General features: G+C 71.8%; 22 protein-coding genes. 13 read left to right on the top strand and 9 right to left on the bottom strand.

Annotated features, from left to right (window positions below; all coding sequences use genetic code 11):
• Positions 1-4: 4 nt before the first annotated feature.
• Both ACLJQF_RS09090 and ACLJQF_RS09085 read left to right on the top strand, forming a co-directional pair.
• Positions 5-1,609 carry a M28 family peptidase gene (locus ACLJQF_RS09090; protein WP_410607773.1) on the top strand — a complete coding sequence of 535 codons (1,605 nt, stop codon included), beginning with the start codon at positions 5-7 and terminating at the stop codon, positions 1,607-1,609.
• A gap of 175 nt (positions 1,610-1,784) precedes the next feature.
• Positions 1,785-2,828: a chitinase gene (locus tag ACLJQF_RS09085; RefSeq protein WP_410607772.1), complete on the top strand. Its 1,044-nt coding sequence runs from the start codon at positions 1,785-1,787 to the stop codon at positions 2,826-2,828.
• Here the strand turns inward: ACLJQF_RS09085 and ACLJQF_RS09080 are convergent.
• From ACLJQF_RS09080 to dapE, 3 genes are all read right to left on the bottom strand, one after another.
• On the bottom strand, positions 2,806-3,930 hold the full coding sequence (locus tag ACLJQF_RS09080; RefSeq protein ID WP_410607771.1) for a hypothetical protein: 1,125 nt from the start codon (positions 3,928-3,930) through the stop codon (positions 2,806-2,808). The genes ACLJQF_RS09085 and ACLJQF_RS09080 overlap by 23 nt on opposite strands.
• 15 nt (positions 3,931-3,945) lie before the next feature.
• On the bottom strand, positions 3,946-4,743 hold the full coding sequence (locus ACLJQF_RS09075) for a DUF3152 domain-containing protein (RefSeq protein WP_410607770.1): 798 nt from the start codon (positions 4,741-4,743) through the stop codon (positions 3,946-3,948).
• Positions 4,744-4,891: 148 nt separating this feature from the next.
• Complete coding sequence (dapE, locus tag ACLJQF_RS09070) at positions 4,892-5,962, bottom strand: succinyl-diaminopimelate desuccinylase (protein WP_410607769.1); 1,071 nt, start codon at positions 5,960-5,962, stop codon at positions 4,892-4,894.
• 44 nt (positions 5,963-6,006) lie between these two features.
• On the opposite strand from dapE, the gene ACLJQF_RS09065 reads away from it, so the two are divergent.
• Genes ACLJQF_RS09065 through ACLJQF_RS09055 form a run of 3 tightly spaced genes read left to right on the top strand, consistent with a single transcriptional unit; the run spans position 6,007 to position 8,390 of the window.
• Complete coding sequence (locus ACLJQF_RS09065) at positions 6,007-6,417, top strand: hypothetical protein (protein ID WP_410607935.1); 411 nt, start codon at positions 6,007-6,009, stop codon at positions 6,415-6,417.
• A 28-nt stretch (positions 6,418-6,445) separates the two neighbouring features.
• Positions 6,446-7,429 carry a 2,3,4,5-tetrahydropyridine-2,6-dicarboxylate N-succinyltransferase gene (gene dapD / locus ACLJQF_RS09060; protein ID WP_410607768.1) on the top strand — a complete coding sequence of 328 codons (984 nt, stop codon included), beginning with the start codon at positions 6,446-6,448 and terminating at the stop codon, positions 7,427-7,429.
• A 28-nt stretch (positions 7,430-7,457) separates the two neighbouring features.
• The gene (locus ACLJQF_RS09055) at positions 7,458-8,390 is read left to right on the top strand and encodes a CHAD domain-containing protein (RefSeq protein WP_410607767.1); all 933 of its coding nucleotides are present in this window, start codon (positions 7,458-7,460) and stop codon (positions 8,388-8,390) included.
• A 42-nt stretch (positions 8,391-8,432) separates the two neighbouring features.
• Here ACLJQF_RS09055 and ACLJQF_RS09050 read toward each other — a convergent pair whose 3' ends face one another.
• Positions 8,433-9,845 carry an FAD-dependent monooxygenase gene (locus tag ACLJQF_RS09050; RefSeq protein ID WP_410607766.1) on the bottom strand — a complete coding sequence of 471 codons (1,413 nt, stop codon included), beginning with the start codon at positions 9,843-9,845 and terminating at the stop codon, positions 8,433-8,435.
• 81 nt (positions 9,846-9,926) lie between these two features.
• Here ACLJQF_RS09050 and ACLJQF_RS09045 point away from each other — a divergent pair, with 81 nt between their 5' ends.
• Entirely contained in the window at positions 9,927-10,544 is a 618-nt protein-coding gene (locus tag ACLJQF_RS09045) for a TetR/AcrR family transcriptional regulator (protein ID WP_410607765.1), read from the top strand.
• On the opposite strand, the gene dapC is transcribed toward ACLJQF_RS09045, so the two are convergent.
• The 3 genes from dapC to ACLJQF_RS09030 form a co-directional block, all read right to left on the bottom strand.
• A complete protein-coding gene (gene dapC / locus ACLJQF_RS09040; protein ID WP_410607764.1) occupies positions 10,538-11,629 on the bottom strand; it encodes a succinyldiaminopimelate transaminase in 1,092 nt (363 codons plus the stop codon). The two genes, ACLJQF_RS09045 and dapC, sit on opposite strands and share 7 nt — an antisense overlap.
• Positions 11,626-11,946, bottom strand: coding sequence for a ferredoxin (gene fdxA / locus ACLJQF_RS09035; RefSeq protein ID WP_003083029.1), 321 nt, complete (start codon positions 11,944-11,946; stop codon positions 11,626-11,628). Before fdxA ends, dapC begins: the two co-directional genes overlap by 4 nt.
• 137 nt (positions 11,947-12,083) lie before the next feature.
• Complete coding sequence (locus ACLJQF_RS09030) at positions 12,084-12,257, bottom strand: hypothetical protein (protein WP_285988400.1); 174 nt, start codon at positions 12,255-12,257, stop codon at positions 12,084-12,086.
• A gap of 59 nt (positions 12,258-12,316) precedes the next feature.
• Here ACLJQF_RS09030 and ACLJQF_RS09025 point away from each other — a divergent pair, with 59 nt between their 5' ends.
• The 7 genes from ACLJQF_RS09025 to ACLJQF_RS08995 are packed head-to-tail and all read left to right on the top strand — an operon-like array spanning position 12,317 to position 17,236.
• Positions 12,317-13,084, top strand: a complete 768-nt coding sequence (locus tag ACLJQF_RS09025) for a GNAT family N-acetyltransferase (RefSeq protein WP_410607763.1) — start codon at positions 12,317-12,319, stop codon at positions 13,082-13,084.
• On the top strand, positions 13,081-14,079 hold the full coding sequence (gene cofD, locus ACLJQF_RS09020) for a 2-phospho-L-lactate transferase (RefSeq protein ID WP_410607762.1): 999 nt from the start codon (positions 13,081-13,083) through the stop codon (positions 14,077-14,079). The genes ACLJQF_RS09025 and cofD overlap by 4 nt, the downstream gene beginning before the upstream one ends.
• Positions 14,063-15,409, top strand: coding sequence for a coenzyme F420-0:L-glutamate ligase (locus ACLJQF_RS09015; protein ID WP_410607761.1), 1,347 nt, complete (start codon positions 14,063-14,065; stop codon positions 15,407-15,409). The genes cofD and ACLJQF_RS09015 overlap by 17 nt, the downstream gene beginning before the upstream one ends.
• Entirely contained in the window at positions 15,406-15,951 is a 546-nt protein-coding gene (locus tag ACLJQF_RS09010) for an NUDIX hydrolase (RefSeq protein ID WP_410607760.1), read from the top strand. The genes ACLJQF_RS09015 and ACLJQF_RS09010 overlap by 4 nt, the downstream gene beginning before the upstream one ends.
• 27 nt (positions 15,952-15,978) lie before the next feature.
• Positions 15,979-16,524 carry a hypothetical protein gene (locus ACLJQF_RS09005; RefSeq protein WP_410607759.1) on the top strand — a complete coding sequence of 182 codons (546 nt, stop codon included), beginning with the start codon at positions 15,979-15,981 and terminating at the stop codon, positions 16,522-16,524.
• Positions 16,521-16,886 carry a GntR family transcriptional regulator gene (locus ACLJQF_RS09000; RefSeq protein WP_410607758.1) on the top strand — a complete coding sequence of 122 codons (366 nt, stop codon included), beginning with the start codon at positions 16,521-16,523 and terminating at the stop codon, positions 16,884-16,886. The genes ACLJQF_RS09005 and ACLJQF_RS09000 overlap by 4 nt, the downstream gene beginning before the upstream one ends.
• On the top strand, positions 16,886-17,236 hold the full coding sequence (locus ACLJQF_RS08995; protein ID WP_410607757.1) for a hypothetical protein: 351 nt from the start codon (positions 16,886-16,888) through the stop codon (positions 17,234-17,236). The genes ACLJQF_RS09000 and ACLJQF_RS08995 overlap by 1 nt, the downstream gene beginning before the upstream one ends.
• 164 nt (positions 17,237-17,400) lie before the next feature.
• Here the strand turns inward: ACLJQF_RS08995 and ACLJQF_RS08990 are convergent, their stop codons facing one another.
• Entirely contained in the window at positions 17,401-18,297 is an 897-nt protein-coding gene (locus ACLJQF_RS08990) for a DNA-3-methyladenine glycosylase family protein (RefSeq protein WP_410607756.1), read from the bottom strand.
• Between the two features lie 4 nt (positions 18,298-18,301).
• Positions 18,302-19,390: a sugar phosphate nucleotidyltransferase gene (locus ACLJQF_RS08985; protein ID WP_410607755.1), complete on the bottom strand. Its 1,089-nt coding sequence runs from the start codon at positions 19,388-19,390 to the stop codon at positions 18,302-18,304.
• Positions 19,391-19,501: the final 111 nt, after the last annotated feature.

Genomic DNA, 19,501 nt, shown 5'->3' with positions numbered 1-19,501 from the left:
CGCCATGAAGTGGAAGACACGACTCGGCGCCGGGGTCACCGCCCTCGCCGCCGTGCTGGGCGTCGTCAGCGCGCCCGCGGCGACCGCCGCGCCCGCCACGGCGCTCGCCGCGCCGGACATCTCCCTGGCCAACGTCAAGGCCCACCTCAACCAGCTGCAGACCATCGCCAACAACAACGGCGGCACGCGCTCACCACGCGGTGGCGGGTACGCGGCCTCGGTGTCCTACGTGGAGAACCTCCTCAAGGACGCGGGCTACACGACCACCCGGCAGACCTGTACCAGCTGCATCGGCCAGTCGCAGAACCTGATCGCCGAGTGGCCGCAAGGCGACGCGAGCCAGGTCATCATGCTCGGCTCGCACCTCGACTCGGTCAGCGCCGGCCCCGGCATCAACGACAACGGCTCGGGCAGCGCGTCGATCCTCGAGGTCGCGCTGACGCTGGCCCGGACCAACCCGGCGATGACCAAGCGCGTCCGGTTCGGCTGGTGGGCCGACGAGGAGTCCGGCCTGGTCGGCTCCAAGTACTACGTCAACAACCTGCCGAGCGCCGAGCGCACGAAGATCAAGACCTACCTCAACTTCGACATGATCGGCTCGAAGAACTGGGGCTACTTCGTCTACGACGACGTCGCTTCGGTCAAGGCGGTCTTCGACGAGTACTTCACCTCCATCGGCATCCAGACCGAAGGCGACAGCGAAGGCGACGGCCGGTCCGACCACGCCTCCTTCAAGAGCGCGGGCATCCCGGTCGGCGGCCTGGCCACCGGCGCCGGCGACATCAAGAGCTCGGCGCAGGCGCAGAAGTGGGGCGGCACCGCGGGTTCGCCGTTCGACAACTGCTACCACCGCGCCTGCGACACGACGGCGAACATCCCGGACCCGCCGCTGGAGAAGAACAGCGACGCCATCGCCTACGCGCTCTGGAAGCTGGCCGTCGGCACGCCGCAGGGCAACGACTTCTCCGTCTCGCTGAACCCGGCATCCGGGACCGTCCAACCCGGACAGTCGCTGCAGGTCGCGGTGAGCACCGCGACGACGTCCGGCTCGGCGCAGTCCATCACGCTGTCCGCCTCCGGCCTGCCCGCCGGCGCAACCGCGACGTTCAACCCGGCCACCGTCCAGTCGGGCGGCTCCTCGACCCTCACCATCGCGACTACCGCGTCGACCCCGACCGGCACCTTCCCGATCACGGTGACCGCGGACGGCGCGAACGCCGACCACACGGCGTCATTCTCGCTCGGCGTCGGCAGCTCGTCGTGCGCCCCGGTGACCAACTCGACCCGCTTGAACATCCCCGACTACCCAGCAAGCGCGGTCAACAGCACCAACACCGTCAGCGGCTGCGCCCGCAACGCATCCAGCACCACGAAGGTCGAAGTACACATCACCCACACCTACCGCGGCGACCTCGTCCTCGACCTCATCGCCCCCGACGGCACCGCCTACCGACTGAAGAACTCCAGCAGCGACTCAGCCGACAACATCGACACCACCTACACCCTCAACGCCTCCACCGAAGCCGCCAACGGAACCTGGCAACTCCGCATCCGCGACGTCGGCCCCGCCGACACCGGCTACCTCTCCACCTGGACCCTCACCCCCTAACCCCAAGTTCGTGAAGGCCACCTTGAGGAACTACAAGTTCCTCAAGGTGGCCTTCACGAACTTCGCACCCCCTTGGTTGTCTAGACCACCCGTTCGTCGGTAGTCAACGGTTTCCCACGGCGCTTATGTTGGGCGGACACGCCGCGTTCGCCCCTCAACGACGATGGGAGCCGGTATGAGAAGCCGCCTGCTCGGAACCCTCCTGACGGCACTGCTCGCCGTCCCGCTGTTCGCCTCGGCCCCCGCGCAGGGGGCGGTGCAGGCCGACACCTGCGCGGTGAAATCGCGGCCCGCGGGCAAGGTCCTCCAGGGCTACTGGGAAAACTGGGACGGCGCCGCGAACGGCGTCCACCCCGGGCTGGGCTGGGTCCCGATCACCGACAGCCGGCTGGCCCAGCACGGCTACAACGTCGTCAACGCGGCCTTCCCGGTGATCCGCTCCGACGGAACCGTGTTGTGGGAGAACGGGATGGACGCCGGGGTCAAGGTGTCCACCCCCGCCGAGATGTGCGCCGCGAAGGCCGCGGGCGCGACGATCCTGCTCTCCATCGGGGGCGCGGCCGCCGGGATCGACCTCTCGTCGTCCGCGGTGGCCGACCGGTTCGTCGCCACCGTCGTGCCGATCCTGAAGCAGTACAACTTCGACGGGATCGACATCGACATCGAGACCGGGCTGACGAACACCGGGAACATCAAGACGCTTTCGGCGTCGCAGTCCAACCTGATCCGGATCATCGACGGCGTGCTCGCGCGGATGCCGTCGAACTTCGGGCTCACGATGGCGCCCGAGACCGCGTACGTGACCGGCGGCAGCGTCGCCTACGGCTCGATCTGGGGCGCGTACCTGCCGATCATCAAGAAGTACGCGGACAACGGCCGGCTGTGGTGGCTGAACATGCAGTACTACAACGGCTCGATGTACGGCTGCTCCGGCGATTCGTACCAGGCCGGGACCGTGCAGGGCTTCACCGTGCAGACCCAGTGCCTGAACAACGGCCTGGTCGTGCAGGGCACGACGATCCGGGTGCCCTACGACAAGCAGGTCCCCGGCCTGCCCGCCCAGCCCGGCGCGGGCGGTGGGTACCTGTCGCCGAGCCTGGTTTCCCAGGCGTGGCGCTCGGTTCCGGGCCTCAAGGGCCTGATGGACTGGTCGATCAACTGGGACGGCTCGAAGGGCTGGACGTTCGGCAACAACGTCAAGGCGTTGCAGGGCCGGTAGGTCGGCCGACGGCCAGCTCGGAACGGACGAGTTCCAGGAGCCGGCCCAGCCAGTCGGCACCGTTCGAGCTCCAGTACTTCGAAGCCCAGTCGCTGTAGAGCAGGCGGGCGTCACCCGTGCCCAGCAACGTCGCCGCCATGGCCGGGTGGCGCTCGAACTTGTCCCGCAGCAGCGCCGCCATCACGCCCAGCCGGGCCGCCGGCCAGCCCGCCCGCCGGGGCGCGTCCTCGCCGAGGGTCCGGGCGTCAAGGCCACGGGAGGCGGCGGCGATCCGGTCGTGCCACCCGGCGTCGTCGGTGGACAGCGCCCAGTAGGCGTGCATGACGCTCGCGTACTCCCGGCCGCCGCGGGTCACCGCCGCCGGGTAGTCGATCTGCAGGACCTCCAGGCCGGCCGGATCGGGCCAGCCGCTCGGGTAGACGGTGCCGCCCACGACGAGCGGGACGGTCGTCTCCGGTCCGTCCGCCACCCGACGCGTCCGGTCTCCGGCGACACCGGCCTCGCTCCTGCGGAAGTAGCCGAGCGCCCACTCCCGGAGCTCCGGGGTCACCTCGAGCGTCCGGCCCGGGCGCCGGGCCGGGATCGTCTCGCCCACCTCCGCGAGCAGGATCCGCACCGGGACGTCGTTGTGGTCCATGTCGCCGAGCATGAAGATCCGGCGGTGCTCGGGCACCGCGTGGTACGACTCGCGGACGAGCTCGAGGTTGGCCGCGGTCGGATCCGCGGCGTACGCCACCAGCGTGTCCCAGCAGCGCCCGGAAGAGTCCGGCCGGTCGTTGAGCTTGTCGACCTCGTCGGCGAGTTCGCCGATCAGCAGCTCCGGAGTCAGCCACGACTCCAGGGCCGGCACGGTTCCCTTTGCCGTGCCGGTAATGATGAGCGGGGCGCCCTCGGGCGGGGTAAGGGTCAGCGTGCCGTCGGCGAACGCGGCGCGGAGACCGGCGAAATCGGTCGTTTCGTAGTTCCAGAGGACGGCGCCGTCCGCGAAGACACCGAGCGTGCCGAGTGCGTGGTAACCGCTGTTGCGGATGAAGACGAGACGTTGCCGCCCCTCGACGACATCGCCTCCGACCACGCGCGACGTCGAGGTGCTGTCCGGCATGCCAACGAGCCTAGATCAGGAGTCGCCCGCCGGGATCGGGTCGTCGTACTCGCCCGGCGGGCCGGCGTATTCGCGGTTGCCGTCGGGGAACGGCCACGGGTTCGGGACGCAGCCGTGCAGTCCGAGCGTCTGCTGCTCCATCACCGGCGCCGGCTTGCCCGGCCCCGGGCACAGCTCGTGGCCCTGTCCCAGCCGGTGTCCGGTCTCGTGGGTCACCATGTACTGCCGGTAGGCCGCGAGCGGAGCCCCGTAGTTCGGCACGGCGTTGGCCCAGCGGGCGACGTTGAGCACGACGTTGCTGCCGTTGCGGCAGGAGGTGTAGCTGTCCGGCGTGCCGCCGCAGAGCTTGTCGCGGCTGGACGGCGTGGCCAGGTAGAGGGTGAAGTCGGCGCCGTCGGCCGGGCCGACCTGCTGCAGCCGCCACTGCCCGCCGGCGGTCCAGCCACGCGAGTCGCCGAGGATGGCGCGGATGTCCTTGGCGAACTCGGCGGGCCCCACGCCGTCGATGTCGGTCTCGATGGCGATCCGGTAGCGCATCAGCCGGCCCGACTTGCCGGCGACCTCGTCGCTGCCCGGGGTGAACATCCACTGGCCGGACCCGGTCCGCGGGAAGGTGATGGCGACCTCGACGGGCGCGCTCTGCGTCACGGGCTCCCGCTCGGCCGGCGGCGGCGGGATGGAGGTGGCCTCCCCGATGGCGGTGAGGACCGGCCCGGCCGCCGGCGCGGCAACGGGCTGTCTTTCCACGCCACATCCGGCCACCGCCAGGGCGAGCACGGCCACGGCCGCGGCTCGTCTCGCGGTTTTCGGCATGGGTCCTCCCCGGGTGCACGGCTTCAGAAGGACATACGGGCCGCGGCCGGGAAAAGTTGCGGTGACCTGCGGTGGCGGAGCGTCACCGCAGCTCAGGACTCCGACTGTGACGAGGGCCACAACGCGCCCGCACCGGGGCGCCGCGGGCTCAGCCCAGGAACTTGCGGAGGACGTCCGTCACCTGGCGGATCTCCGCCGTCCGGACGTTTTCCTGCTTCGTGTGCGCCAAGGTCGGGTTGCCCGGCCCGAAGTTCACCGCCGCCATGCCCCGGGCCGCGAAGCGGGCGACGTCGGTCCAGCCCAGCTTGGCCGCCGCGCGGCCGCCTGCCGCCGCCACCAGTTCCGCCGCCGCCGGGGCCGACAAGCCTGGGAGCGCGCCCGGGGACAGGTCCACAACGGACAGTTCGAAACCGTCGAAAACCTCGCGCAGGTGCCGTTCGGCCGCCGCCGCGTCGCGGTCGGGAGCGAAGCGGTGGTTCACCGTCAGCACCGCCGCGTCCGGAACCACGTTGCCCGCGACGCCACCGCTGATCGACGTCGCCTGGAGGCCCTCGCGGTAGGTCAGGCCGTCGATGTCGACGATCCGCGGCGTGTACTCCCCCAGCCGCCGCAGCGGCTCGGCCAGCGCGTGGATCGCGTTCTCGCCCATCCACGCCCGCGCGGTGTGCGCCCGCTTTCCCGCCAGCCGCAGCTCGACGCGCATGGTGCCCTGGCAGCCGGCCTCGATCACGCCGTTCGACGGCTCGCCGACGATCGCCAGGTCGCCGGCCAGCCACTCCGGCAGCTCCCGCTCGATCCGGCCGAGGCCGTTCTTGACCGCTTCGACCTCTTCGTTGTCGTAGAAGACGAAGGTGATGTCGTGCTTCGGCTCGGCCAGCGTCGCCGCCAGGTGCAGGAAGACCGCGTCGCCGCCCTTCATGTCGACCGTGCCGAGGCCGTGCAGGATCTCTTCGTCACCGGTGCCTTCGCGCCGCGAAGGGAGGTTGCCGTTCTCCGGCACGGTGTCCAGGTGCCCGGCGAGCACGACCCGCGACCCGCGGCCGAGGTTGGTCCGCGCGAGGACGGCGTCGCCGTTGCGGACGACCTCGAGGTGCGGAGCCTGCGTGCGCAACGCTTCCTGCACCGCGGTCGCGATCTCCGCCTCGGCGCCGGACACGCTGAAGATGTCCACCAGCGCTGCGGTCAGGTCCACCGGGTCGGCGTGCAGGTCGAGGCTCATGCACCGCACGCTACCGTGGGGGTGTGCGCAGGTTGGGAGTCGCCGTGGGCGGCGCGGTGCTGGTCCTGGTCCTGTCGGGCTGCGGGAACGAGGCCGGGCCCACGCCGCCGCGCACCCGCGGGGAGCCCGGCCCGGACGCGCTGCCGACGAAGCTGGCCGCGCTGACCGTCGACCAGTGCTACGCGAGCCCGCGCACCCAGCTGCCGAAGGGCTGTGAGAAGTACGTCACCGAGGTCGGCAACGTGCCGGGCGCGGCCCGCAAGCGCGCGGACGACCGCGACCCGCAGCTGACCGCCGAGGCCGCCAAGCTGGACCAGGCGGTCGGGGCGTTCCGGAGCGCGGGCTGCACGACCGTCCCGGCCGCGGGCGGTCCCTGCTCGCAGGCGCTGGTCGACATCGCCGCGGCGCTTGAAGGCCTGAAGAAGCAGGTAGACGCGCGGCCCACGAGTGGTTGATCGGCGTCACTCGACTACCGTGAGGGCCGTGAGCGAGCAGAGCCCGAACCCCGAAACGACCGGCGCCAGCGGCGTCGGGCTGGCCACCGTCACGACCGACGGGACGGTCCTCGACACCTGGTACCCGCACCCCAAGCTGATCGAAAGCGGCACGCCCGGCACCGAGCGGCTGAGCGCCGAAGAGGTCACCGAGCTGCTCGGCGAGGCCGCCGCGGCGCTGCTCGGCCCGGACACCGACCGCGGGGTCGAGGTCGTCGCCGTGCGCACCACGATCGGCAAGCTCGCCGACGCTCCCGCGGACACCCACGACATCTACCTGCGGCTGCACCTGCTCTCGCACCGGCTGGTCCGCCCGCACGGCCAGAACCTCGACGGCCTCTTCGGCCTCCTCGCCAACGTCGTGTGGACCAACCACGGCCCGTGCCCGGTCGAAGGCTTCGAGACGACCCGGCTGCGGCTGCGGGCGCGCGGCGCGGTGACCGTCTACAGCGTCGACAAGTTCCCGCGGATGGTCGACTACGTCATGCCGTCCGGTGTCCGCATCGGTGACGCCGACCGCGTCCGGCTCGGCGCGCACCTGGCGTCCGGCACGACGGTGATGCACGAAGGCTTCGTCAACTTCAACGCCGGCACGCTCGGCGCGTCGATGGTCGAGGGCCGCATTTCGGCCGGCGTGGTCGTCGGCGACGGCTCCGACGTCGGCGGCGGCGCGTCGATCATGGGCACGCTTTCCGGCGGCGGCAAGGAGACGATCTCCCTGGGCGAGCGCTGCCTGATCGGCGCGAACGGCGGCGTCGGGATTTCGCTGGGCGACGACACGGTCGTCGAGGCGGGCCTGTACGTGACGGCGGGCACGAAGGTCGTCGTCGAGGGCAAGGTCGTCAAGGCCCGCGAGCTCAACGGCATTTCGGGCGCGGTGTTCCGGCGCAACTCGGCCAGCGGCGCGGTCGAGGTCGTGGCGCGGACCGGCTCCGGTGTCGAACTGAACGCGGCGCTGCACGCCAACGACTGAGGCTCTTCGTTCACCTACCATTCATGGGGTGACCACCGAATCGTTGCGTCGCACCCCGGCCGAGCTGGGACTGCCGGACGCGCCCGTCGAAGCGCGTCCGGCCGACCCGGCGGTCCACCACGTGCGGGCCAAGCTCGACCGCGAGATCCGCGCGCTGCTGGCGCACGAACCGGGCACGCGCTCGGGAGCGGATCCGGAGGACCTGCACCAGATGCGCGTGGCGCTGCGGCGGATGCGCAGCGTGCTGAAGCTGTCCGGCGACCTGGTCGGCGACGGCGCCGAGCCGGTGCGCGCGGAGCTGGGCTGGCTGGGCCAGTCCCTCGGCGAGGTGCGGGACTACGACGTGCTGATCGAGCACCTGCGCGAGGTCATCGCCGACTTCGAGGTCCGCGACCAGGCCCCGGGCCGCCGCCTGGTATCGAAGTTCGTCAGCGAGCGTGCTTCGGCGAAGCGGCGCCTGACGCGGGCGCTGTCGAGTGCCCGGTACTCGACGTTGCTGCGTGAGGTGAGCCTGCTGACGCGGGCGGAGGCCGTCCCGCCCGCCGATCGGCCGCACGACCTGATCGCGGGCCTGGCGAAGCCGCACCGGAAGCTGGCGAAGGCAGTTCGCGCGTTGCCCTCGGATCCTCCGGACGACGACCTGCACGCGTTGCGCATCCACGGGAAGAAGCTGCGGTACGCCGCCGAGCTGGCCCAGACGTCGGCGAAGAAGAAGCAGGTGGCGAGGATCAAGACGCTGCTGAAGGCGACGAAGGACTTCCAGACGGTGCTGGGCGACCACCAGGACGCGGTGAACGCGGCCGAGCGGATGCGGACGGTCCTGGAGTCCGTGGACGGCCCGATGGGGTTCGTGGCGGGCCGCATCGCCGAGCGCGAGCTGGCCCGCCGCGCCGAGGCCCGCGCCACCTGGCGCGCCTCCTGGGCCGCGGTCGACGCGGCCGCCCAAGCCCTCCACGCCTAACCCCTCGTGAGTGGTAATTAGGGTTCTAACCCGAATTACCACTCACGAGCCGGAGATGGACCAGACGTAGCCGTCCGGGCGGATCAGCACTCGGCGGCCGGCCGAAGCTTCGTAGGCCGCGTACGCGTGGCCGCCCTCGTCGACCAGGTCCGCGCCAGTCGCCACGCTCCCCGCCGGGAGGATCCGGTAGCCGGACGTCGGGCCTTCGCCGAAGACCAGCTCCGTCGCGTGCGGCCCGCGGAACAGCTCGAACAGCCGCACCCGCTTCCCGTTCGCGTCCACCAGCGGCGAGTCCGGCGCCCGGTCCCCCGGCCGCAGCTCTCCGGTCCCCGCCGGTGACAGCGGACCACCGCGGTACGTGATGTCCAGCTGCTGCGTGTCTTCCCCACGCCGGTGGGCGTCCTCGTCGCCGTCCACGTACTTCTGCAGGATGCCCGCCGTGACCCCCAGCACCCGGGCCGCGACCGTGCGCCGCTCGATCTCGTAGCTGTCCAGCAGCTCCGGTGCCCCGTCCGCGAGCTTCCAGCCCAGGTTGTAGCCGTCCTGGATGCCCGTGTTCAGCCCCTGCCCGCCGGTCGGCGGGTGGACGTGCGCCGCGTCGCCGGCCAGGAACACCCGGCCGTCGCGGAAGCGGGCCGCCAGGCGGATGTTCGGCCGCCACACCGTCGACCAGGCGAGGCCGGACAGCTTGACCGTGCCGCCGCTCAGCACGTCGAGCCGGGCCTGGACCGCGGGCAACGCCGTCTCGACGTCGGTCTCGCCGTCGGGGAGCGAGGCGCCGAACTGGAAGTGCGGTGTCCCCGGCAGCGGGCTGAACATCATGCCGTTCATCGGCTCGTCCGGCGTCGCGAACCAGTGACCGAAGCTGCGGTCGAGGCCCTCGGCCACGACGTCGCCGAGCAGCATCCGGATCGACTCGTCGGTCGTGCCCTCGAACGCGATCCCCAGCGCCTTGCGCACGAAGCTCTTGCCTCCGTCGGCGCCGGCCAGGTACTCCGCGCGGACGGTCTCGCCCGTGCTCAGCGTGGCCGTGACGCCGTCGGCGTCCTGCTCGAAGCCGGTCAGCGCGGTGTTCAGCTCGACGCGCACGCCGAACTCGGCCAGCCGGTCGCGCAGGATGCCCTCGGTCTGCGACTGGCCCAGGAACCAGCCGGTCGGGTACGGCTTCGACGGCGTCGGCTCGACCAGATCGAACATCATCCGCTCGCCGACCACCTCGCCGCCGAGGTGGATCTGCGTCGCGACCGGGGCCATGCCCGCGGCCAGCACCGCGTCGAGCACCCCCAGGTCCTCGAACACCTCCAGCGTGCGCGGCTGCATCCCGTCGCCGCGCGAACCGACGAAGTACTCCGAAGCCTTGTCGATGATCCGCACGGCGACGTCCCGCCGCGCCAGCTCGATGGCCAGCGTCAGCCCGGTCGGCCCTGCTCCCGCGATCAGCACCCGAGTGTCCATGTCACCCTCCCAGTGAATTTCGGTTCAGTGAATCTGGATTCAGAATGGCGCTGCTAGCGTCCCCTGTCAAGGGAGGTGGCGATGACGGCGACGAGCCGCAAGGAAAAGGCCGCGGAGACCGAGAGCGCGCTGAAGGCCGCGGCCAAGCGCGTCTTCGCCCGGAAGGGCTACCTGAACACGAAGATCACCGACATCACCGCCGAAGCGGGCCGGGCCGCGGGGTCGTTCTACAACCACTTCGCGGGCAAGGAAGAGCTCCTGGAAGCGCTCATGGCCGACATCGCGGCGTCAGGCGACGAGAGTGCCGACAGCGAAGACCACCTGGCCGACTTCAGCGACCCGGTGGCCGTGCGCTGGCACGTCGAGCAGTACTGGACCTTCTACCGGGACAACGCCGCGACGATGCTGGCCCTGCGCCAGGCCGCGATGGTGAGCGAGTCGTTCGCGCGCACGCTGGCGCGGTTCAGCACGTCCCAGGCCACCGATCTCGACGACCACCTCGCGTACATCACCCGGGCCGGTCTGCGGCTGCCGGCGGACCCCGACCACTGCGGCATGCTGATCTACCACCTGGTCGACTCGTTCGCGGCGACGTGGCTGCACGGCTCGGCCCCGGAGGGGACCGCGCCGACCGACGAAGAAGCCGTCGAAATGCTCACGCGGTTCGTCTACCGGGGCCTCACCGGCCGCGACTACTGAGTCAGCCGCTCCACGGCGGCGTCGACGCGCTCGTCCGTCGCCGTCAGCGCGACACGGACGTGCTTGCCGCCCTTCGGGCCGTAGAACGTCCCGGGCGCGACCAGGATCCCGCGGTCGGCCAGCCACCGGACCGTCGCCGGGGAGTCCTCGTCCCTGGTGGCCCAGAGGTAGAGCCCCGCTTCGGAGTGGTCGATGCGGAAGCCGTTGTCCAGCAACGCCTTCCGCAGGACGAGCCGGCGGCGGGCGTAGCGCTCGCGTTGCGTGCGCAGGGCCTCGTCGTCGGTCAGGGCGGCGACCATCGCCTCCTGGACCGGGCGCGGCACGATCATGCCCGCGTGCTTGCGGACTTCCAGGAGCTGCTTGATCAGGCGGGGGTCACCGGTCAGGAACCCGGCGCGGTAGCTGGCCAGGTTCGCCGACTTCGACAGCGAGTGCACCGCGATCAGGCCGTCGGTCCGGCCGTCGCAGACGTCCGGGTGCAGCACCGACAGCGGGTCGGACTCCCAGCCGAGCGCCAGGTAGCACTCGTCGGAGACCACGACGACGTCCCGCTCGCGCGCCCACTCGACGACCTTGCGCAGGTGCTCGACCGGCAGCACCTGGCCGGTCGGGTTGGACGGCGAGTTCAGCCAGATCATCGCCGGCTTCTGCGGGCCGAGCGCGGTCAGGCCGTCGGACCGCAGGATCGACGCGCCTGCCAGCAGCACGCCGACCTCGTACGTCGGGTAGGCCAGCTCCGGGATGACGACGACGTCGCCGGGGCCGAAGCCGAGCAGCCGCGGCAGCCAGGCCACGGCCTCCTTGGACCCGATCGTCGGCAGCACGGCGTCCGGCTCGATGCCGTCGACGCCGTGACGCCGGGAAAGCGCATCGCGCGCGGCTTCCCGGAGCTCCGGGATGCCGTGGGTGGTCGGGTACCCGGGGATCGCCGAGACCGACGCAAGCGCCTCGCGGATGCCGTCCGGGACCGGGTCGACCGGCGTGCCGATGGAGAGGTCGACGACCCCGCCGGGATGCGCCTGCGCCGTGGCCTTGACCTCGGCGAGCGAATCCCAGGGGAAGTCGGGCAGCGCGATCCGGTTCATTCGCCCTGCGGGGGCAGCGCCTTGATGAAGGCCGGGTCGTGGGCGGTCTTGCCCACCTTGGACGCACCGCCGGGCGAGCCCAGCTCGTCGAAGAAGTCGACGTTGGCCTTGGTGTAGTCCGACCAGTTGTCCGGGACGTCGTCCTCGTAGTAGATCGCCTCGACCGGGCAGACCGGCTCGCAGGCGCCGCAGTCGACACACTCGTCCGGGTGGATGTACAGCATCCGCTCGCCCTCGTAGATGCAGTCCACGGGGCACTCGTCGATACACGCCTTGTCGAGCACGTCGACGCAGGGCTCGGCGATCACGTAGGTCACTGCGCACTCCTGCTTTTCTCTGCAAACCAGTCTCTGCAAACCAGTCTTTGCGAACAGCCAGTCGGGTGCCGACATTACGCGGCGTCGGCACCCGTTCGGTCGGTGAGGCAAGCCTTAGCCATACCCGGGGTATGGGCTCACCTCTCCCGGCGGCGCGGGGGCGGGGTCGCCCGGGCGTCGCCGGTGATGACGAAGCGCGGCTTGGGGGCCTCGTCCTCAGTCTTCTTCTCCCCCACGGCTCGGTTGAACCCTTCGGCGATCTCGTCGACGAGCTTCTCGTTGTGCCGCTCGTCCTTGCGCTGGATACCCACGCCGCACCTCCTGCGAAATCCGCTCCCGCGACTTTCACCGTCTCCGTCACAATCTAGCGGTGAACGCCCGCGAGAAGCTCGAAATCACCTGCAGCAAAGCATGGCTGCCCCTGGTCGAGGATCCCTTGGGTGAGTGGCGCCTGCGCTGGGCGGACGGTTTCACCGGGCGCGCCAACAGCGCACTCGCGGTCGGCGACGCCGGCCGGCCGCTCGACCAGGCGTTGCGCGCGGTGTGTGATTTCGCCCACGATCGGGGGATCGCCCCGATGGTGCAGGTGGTCCGCGACAGCCGGAACGAGCACGCCATCGCCGCCGCCGGCTGGGTCCCGGCCACCGGGCACGGCGCCGGCCACGAGGTCGTCGTCCTCACCAAGCGGCACTTTCACGTGAAAGTGCCGCCCCCAGGTGGGCACTTTCACGTGAAAGTGCCCGATGAGGCGCCGCCGGGGTGGTGGGGGCTCGCGCTGCGGCCTGGCGAGGACTCGCCCGCTGCGCGGCAGGTGCTGACCGCCGGGAAGGTCGGCTACGGCGTGGCGGTGATCGACGGCAGCACCGCCGGCGTCGTCCGCGGGTCCCTGGTCGACGGCTGGCTGCACGTCGGGCGGCTGGCGGTCGCCCCGGCCTTCCGCCGCCGCGGGCTGGCGTCGGCGCTGATGAGCGCGGTGCAGACGTGGGGTGCGGAACACGGAGCGGACCACGCGGTGTTGCAGGTCGCGGAGGGGAACTCGGGCGCGCTCGCGCTCTACGCGGGGCTCGGCTACGCCCCGCACCACAGATACCGGTACTGGGTGCCCGCACCCGGCTCGTGCGAGGATTCGACGTCGTGAAGATCGTGGTAGTGGTCGGCGGAGTGGGCGGGGCCCGCTTCCTCTTGGGTGTGAAGGCGGCTTTGGGCATGGCACCGGAAGGTGCCTCCGAGTCCGCGCACGAGGTGACGGCGCTGGTCAACACCGGCGACGACGTCTGGATGCACGGGCTGCGGATCTGTCCCGACCTGGACACCTGCATGTACACCCTGGGTGGCGGGATCGACCCCGAACGCGGCTGGGGGCACTCGGGCGAGACCTGGGTGGTCAAGGAGGAGCTGGCGGCCTACGGCGCCGACCCCGACTGGTTCGGGCTCGGCGACAAGGACATCGCCACCCACCTGATCCGGTCGCGGATGCTGCGCGCGGGCTACCCGCTCTCGGCGGTCACCGAGGCCCTGTGCGACCGCTGGCAGCCCGGCGTCCGGCTGCTGCCGATGTCCGACGACCGGGTCGAGACGCACGTCGTGATCGACGACCCGGAGCAGGACGGGCAGCAGAAGGCCGTCCACTTCCAGGAGTGGTGGGTGCGCTACCGCGCCGAGCCGAAGGCGCACTCGATCGTCGCGGTCGGCAACGACGAGGCCAAGCCCGCGCCGGGCGTGCTGGAAGCTCTGAAGGACGCCGACGCCGTGCTGTTCGCGCCGTCCAACCCGGTCGTCTCGGTGGGCACCGTGCTGGGCGTGCCGGGGGTCCGGGACGCGCTGCGCAAGACGTCGGCCGGGGTCGTCGGGGTGTCCCCGATCATCGGCGGCAAGGCGCTGCGCGGGATGGCCGACGCGTGCCTGACCGCGATCGGCGTCGAGACGTCCGCGGAGGCGGTCGGGCGGCACTACGGCGCGCGCAAGGACGGCGGTGTCCTCGACGGCTGGCTGATCGCCGAAGGCGAGACGGCCGACGTGCCGGGCGTGACCGTCCGCGACGTCCCGCTGCTGATGTCCGATGTGGACGCGACCGCGGCGATGGCCCGCGCCGCCCTGGAACTGGCTGGAGCCCCCGTTGACCGACACCGCTGACCACGCCTCCCCGAAACTGGAGATCCTGCCCGTCACCGGGCTGCCGGAGTTCCGCCCCGGCGACGACCTGACCGGCGCGATCGTGACCGCCGCGCCCTGGCTGCGCTCCGGCGACGTCGTGGTCGTGACCAGCAAGATCGTCTCCAAGGCCGAGGGCATGCTGGTGCGCGTGCCCAGCGACCCCGAGGCCCGCGACGCCGAACGCCGGAAGCTCGTCGAGCAGGAGGCCGTGCGGATCGTCGCGCGGATCGCGCGCACGGTGATCACCCAGAACCGGCTGGGGATCGTGCAGGCCGCGTCCGGGATCGACGCGTCCAATGTGGCCGGTGACGAGGTCGCGCTGCTGCCCTCCGACCCGGACGCTTCGGCGCTGGCGCTGCGCAACGGGCTGCGGGAGCGGCTCGGCGTCGAGGTCGCCGTCGTCGTCACCGACACCATGGGCCGCGCCTGGCGGGTCGGGCAGACCGACGCCGCGATCGGCTCGTCCGGGCTGCGCGTGCTGCACGCCTACCGCGGGCAGATCGACGGGCAGGGCAACGAGCTCGCCGTCACCGAGGTCGCCGTCGCCGACGAGCTCGCCGCGGCCGCCGACCTGGTCAAGGGCAAGCTCGGCGGGACGCCGGTCGCGGTCGTCCGCGGGTTTCTCCCGGAGGACGACGGCTCGTCCGCGCGGGACCTGATCCGCCCGCTGGAGGAGGACCTGTTCCGGCTGGGCGTCAACGAGGCCGTCGCACAGGGCCGCCGGGAAGCCGTCCCAGCCCGGCGTTCGGTGCGGCACTTCGCGGACGAGCCGGTCTCCCCCACCTCGATCCGGCGGGCGGTGGGCTCGGCACTGACCGCGCCCGCGCCGCACCACACGCACCCGGTCCGGTTCGTCTGGCTGCGCGATTCCGGCGTTCGGAAGAAGCTGCTCGACGCGATGCGCGAGTCGTGGCAGGCCGACCTGGCCGGGGACGACTTCACGCCGGAGCAGGTCGCGAAGCGGCTCAGCCGCGGCGACATCCTGTACCGGGCCCCCGAAATCGTCATCCCGTTCCTGGTGCCGGACGGCGCGCACACCTACCGCGACGACCGCCGCAACGCGTGCGAGAAGACGATGTTCACCGTGGCCGGCGGCGCCGCGGTCCAGGGCCTGCTGGTCGCGCTGGCGGCCGAGGGCCTGGGATCGTGCTGGATCGGGTCGACGATCTTCGCCGCGGACGTCGTCCGGGACGTCCTCGGCCTCGACGAGCGCTGGCACCCGCTGGGTTCGGTCGCCATCGGCGTACCGCTGTCCGAGCCGGACCCGCGCGGACCGGCCCTGGCCGGGGAAGGACTGCTGGAGCTGTGAGCCTGCACGCGGACGCCGTCGCGGCACTTTCGTCGTGGCGGCCTGCTGTCGCCGGCCAGGAGTCGCTGCGGCAGGCGTTCCTCGGCTTCCTGGCCGCGCGCGAGGATTCGTGCCGGCGCTCCTGCGAGGCCGGGCACCTGACGGCGTCGGCAGTGGTCCTGGACCACACCGGCACGCAGGTACTGCTGACCCTGCACCCGCGGGTCGGCCGCTGGCTGCAGCTCGGCGGCCACTGCGAGCCGTCGGACGTGTCGCTCGCCGGCGCGGCGCTGCGGGAGGCGACGGAGGAGTCGGGGATGTCCGGGCTGCGTCTGGTGGCGGAGCCGGTGCACCTCGACGTCCACCCGATCACCTGCTCGCTCGGGGTGCCGACCCGGCACTTCGACGTCCGGTTCGCGGTGCACGCCCCGCCGGGCGCTTCGCCGGTGCGCAGCGACGAGTCCGACGACCTGCGGTGGTGGCCGGCGGACGCGCTGCCGGCGGGGTCGGAAGATCTCGCCGATCTGGTGAAAGCGGCCGTTCCTGTCGGTGCCGGGCGATAACCTGGTCCGCGGAGAGGGAGGGACCAGATGGCTACACAATTCCCGGAGCGGGTGCATTACCACTCCGGCGGTGGCGGCGACACCGGCGTGTTCGGGTACATCGTGCTCGGGCTGATCATCCTGGGCATCATCGTGTTCGTCATCGCGGTGGCGGTCCGGGTGTCGAAGATGCGGCGCGAAGAGGCGATGAAGAAGCGCGGGCAGTTCCCGCCGAACCCGGGTTTCCCGCCACAGCAGGGTTTTGCGCAGCCGGGCTTCCCGCCGGCAGGTTCGCCGGGATTCGCGCAGCCGGGTTCTCCGCCGCCGTCCCAGGGATTCGCGCAGCCGGGTTCTGCGCCGTCCCAGGGATTCGCGCCGGTGGGTTCTCCGCCGCCGTCGCAAGGATTCGCGCAGCCGGGTTCGGCGGGGTTCGCGCAGCCGGGGTTCGCGCCGGGGTACGCGCCGCCGCCGCCGCAGGGGTTCCCGCAGCAGCCGGGGTACCCGCCGGCGCCGCAGCAGTACGCGCCACCGGGGCCGTCGTTCCCGCCGTCGCAGCAGCTGCCGGGGCCGGGAGCGGGTCCGCAGAGCTGGTGATCGTCCCCTTCGACAGCGATTCGCCGGTCCCGCCGTACGAGCAGGTCCGGTCCGGCCTCGCGACCCGGATCAACGACCGGAGCCTGGCCGTGGGCACCAAGCTGCCCACGGTCCGGCAGTTGGCGGCCGACCTGGGCATCGCCCCGAACACGGTGGCGAGGGCGTACCGCGAGCTGGAGGAAGCGGGCCTGATCGAGACACGCGGCCGAGCAGGAAGCTTCGTCGCGGCAGCGGGCGACCAGACCCGCCGCCGAGCCCAGCAAGCGGCGGCGGAGTACGCGAAGACCACCCGTAAGCTCGGTCTCGCCGACGCCGAGGCGCTCTCGATCGTCCGCGCGGCACTCGACGAGGGGAACGGCTGATGCTGAGCGTCCTGACGCTGCTGATCCTGCTGGTGGTGCTCGCGGGCATCGTCGGGGTGGTGCTGCTCGTGGTGAACGCGAACAAGCCGAAGCAGCCGCCGTACCCGCCGCAGTACCCGGGGTACCAGCAGCAGCCGGGGTACCCACCGCAGCAAGGCTTTCCGGGACAGCAGCCGCCGGGATATCCGCCGCAGCAGGGCTATGGCGGGCCGCAGCAGCCGCCGGGATATCCGCCGCAGCAGGGCTATGGCGGGCCGCAGCAGGGCTACCCCGGCCAGCAGCCGCCGGGATTCCCGGGCCAGCAGCCGCCGTACCCGCCGCCGCCGGATGGCTACCCGCCGCAGCAGTAGCTCGCAGCGCGGCCGCCGGTCCGCGCCGGCGGTGCCCACGATGTCGCGAATGACACATTCGGGACCTCGGACGTCCCGAATGAGTCATTCGCGGCACTCCGCGAGCGGTGGTCACTCGCCCAGGAGCGCTCAGCCCGCGGCCGGCCCCCCAGGCAGCGCAGCCCTCACATCGCGCGGTAGTCGCGCAGCTCGATCCGCGGCCCGAACCGCGGCCGCGTGTGCCCCGCGGCCTCCAGATACCGCACCGCCCGCTGCCGCTGAGGCGCGTACGGCGCCAGCACCTCCGCCATCCCCGTGTCGTCGAGCTTCGTGCCCAGCACCGCGTTGCCCACCATCGACGGGATGTTGTAGTCGCCGAAGCTCACCGCGTCCGGGTCGCCCCAGGCGCGCTGGGCGATCTCCGCCGCCGTCCAGACTCCGATGCCCGGGACCTGGCGCAGCCAGTGCCGTCCCTCGAGCCCGCCCAGCTCCACCGCGCGCTCCAGGTGACCCGCCACGCGCGCCGCGTTCACCAGGGCCGTCCGGCGCTTGATGTCGACTCCCGCGCGGTGCCAGTGCCAGTCCGGCAGCGCCCTCAGCGTCTCCGGTGACGGCGGCACGCGCAGCCGCTCCGGCGCCGGGCCGGGCGGGTGGCCGCCGAACCGGCGGCACAGCTCCGCCCACGACCGGATCGCTTCCTTGCCGGCCACCTTCTGCTCCAGCACGGCGAGCACCAGCCAATCCCACACCACCCCGGTCGACCCGAGCCGCAGGCCGGGATTCGCCCGGCGGGCCCGCGCGACGACGTCGTGGTGCGCCACGAAGCCCGCGTCGTCGTCGTTCGCCCCCAGCAGCGCGGGCACCCCGGTGAGCAGGCGGTCCTTCGCCGCACCCCAGGCCGCGGCCTCGATGCGGCCGTCCGGCAACCGGCGCAGCGCCAGGGTGCCGGGGCCGTCGGGCGTGTTCGTCGCGAGCCAGGTGATGCCGCGCTCGTCGGTGAGGATGTTGAGCGACCCGCGGCCGCGCTTCAGCGGACCCAGGACCCGGCCCGGGTCGACCTCGAACGCGGGACGCCAGAACATCGGGCTACGCGTCGCTCGAGAACCGGACGGATCCGTCGGGCAGGACGACGTCCGGCCACACGCGGGCGCCGTCCAGGAGCTCGCAGCCGGCGCCGACGGACACGCCGTCGCCCAGCACCACGCCGCGCAGCACCGCGCCGGCGCCGACGCGGGCGCCGTGGCCGAGCACCGAGCGCTCGACGATCGCGCCCTCGGAGACCGCCGCGCCGTCGAACAGGACCGAGCCGTCGATCTTCGCGCCCGAGCCGACCACGGCGGCGACGCCGATCGTCGAACCGCCGCTGAGCTGGGCGTCCTCGGCCACCGAAGCGCCGTCGAGGACGAGGAAGTCGCCGGGACGGCCGGGCAGCGCCGACGTCGGCGCCACGCCGCGCACCAGGTCGGCCGAGCCGCGCACGAACGCCTCCGGCGTGCCGACGTCCAGCCAGTAGGACTCGTCGACGAACCCCTGGATGTGCGCGCCCTGCGCCAGCAGCTGCGGGAACGTCTCGCGCTCGACCGACACCCGCCGCCCGGTCGGGATGGCCTCGATCACCGGACGGCGGAAGACGTAGCAGCCGGCGTTGATCTGGTCGGTCGGCGGGTTCGGCGTCTTCTCGAGGAACGCCTGGACACGCCCGGTCTCGTCGGTCGGCACCGACCCGAACCGGCTGGGGTCCGGCACCCGCTGCAGGTGCAGTGTGACGTCGGCCTCGGATTCGCGGTGGATGCGCAGCTGCTCGCCGAGGTCCGAGCCGGAGATGATGTCGCCGTTGAAGACGATCACGTGGTCGGCACGCAGCTTGTCGTACACGTTGCGGATCGCGCCCGCGGTGTCGAGCGGCTCCTCCTCGACCACGTACTCCAGGTCCAGGCCGATGGACTTGCCGTCGCCGAAGTACTCCTCGAACACCTCCGCCCGGTAGCTCGTGCCCAGCACGACGTGCCGGATACCGGCCTCACGGATGCGGGAGAACAGGTGACTCAGGTACGGCGTCCCGGCAGTCGGGAGCATCGGCTTCGGCGCCGACAGGGTCAATGGACGGAGGCGGGTGCCCTTGCCCCCGACCAGCACGACGGCGTCGACAGCCTCGCTTCGGACCTCGGACGTCACGGAAATCTCCTCTTTTATCACGCACCGCTGAGCGACAAGCCGCGGGAAACCCTGACGGAGGTAGCCCGGAGGGCCTACCCTAGACAGGAAACAGGCGGGCCTTTCCCCAGA

The organism is Amycolatopsis sp. lyj-109, from assembly GCF_046548995.1.
In the GTDB taxonomy this organism is placed as follows: domain Bacteria; phylum Actinomycetota; class Actinomycetes; order Mycobacteriales; family Pseudonocardiaceae; genus Amycolatopsis.
The sequence above is the reverse complement of the archived record's forward strand: the minus strand, read 5'-3'. Positions and strand labels throughout refer to the sequence as shown.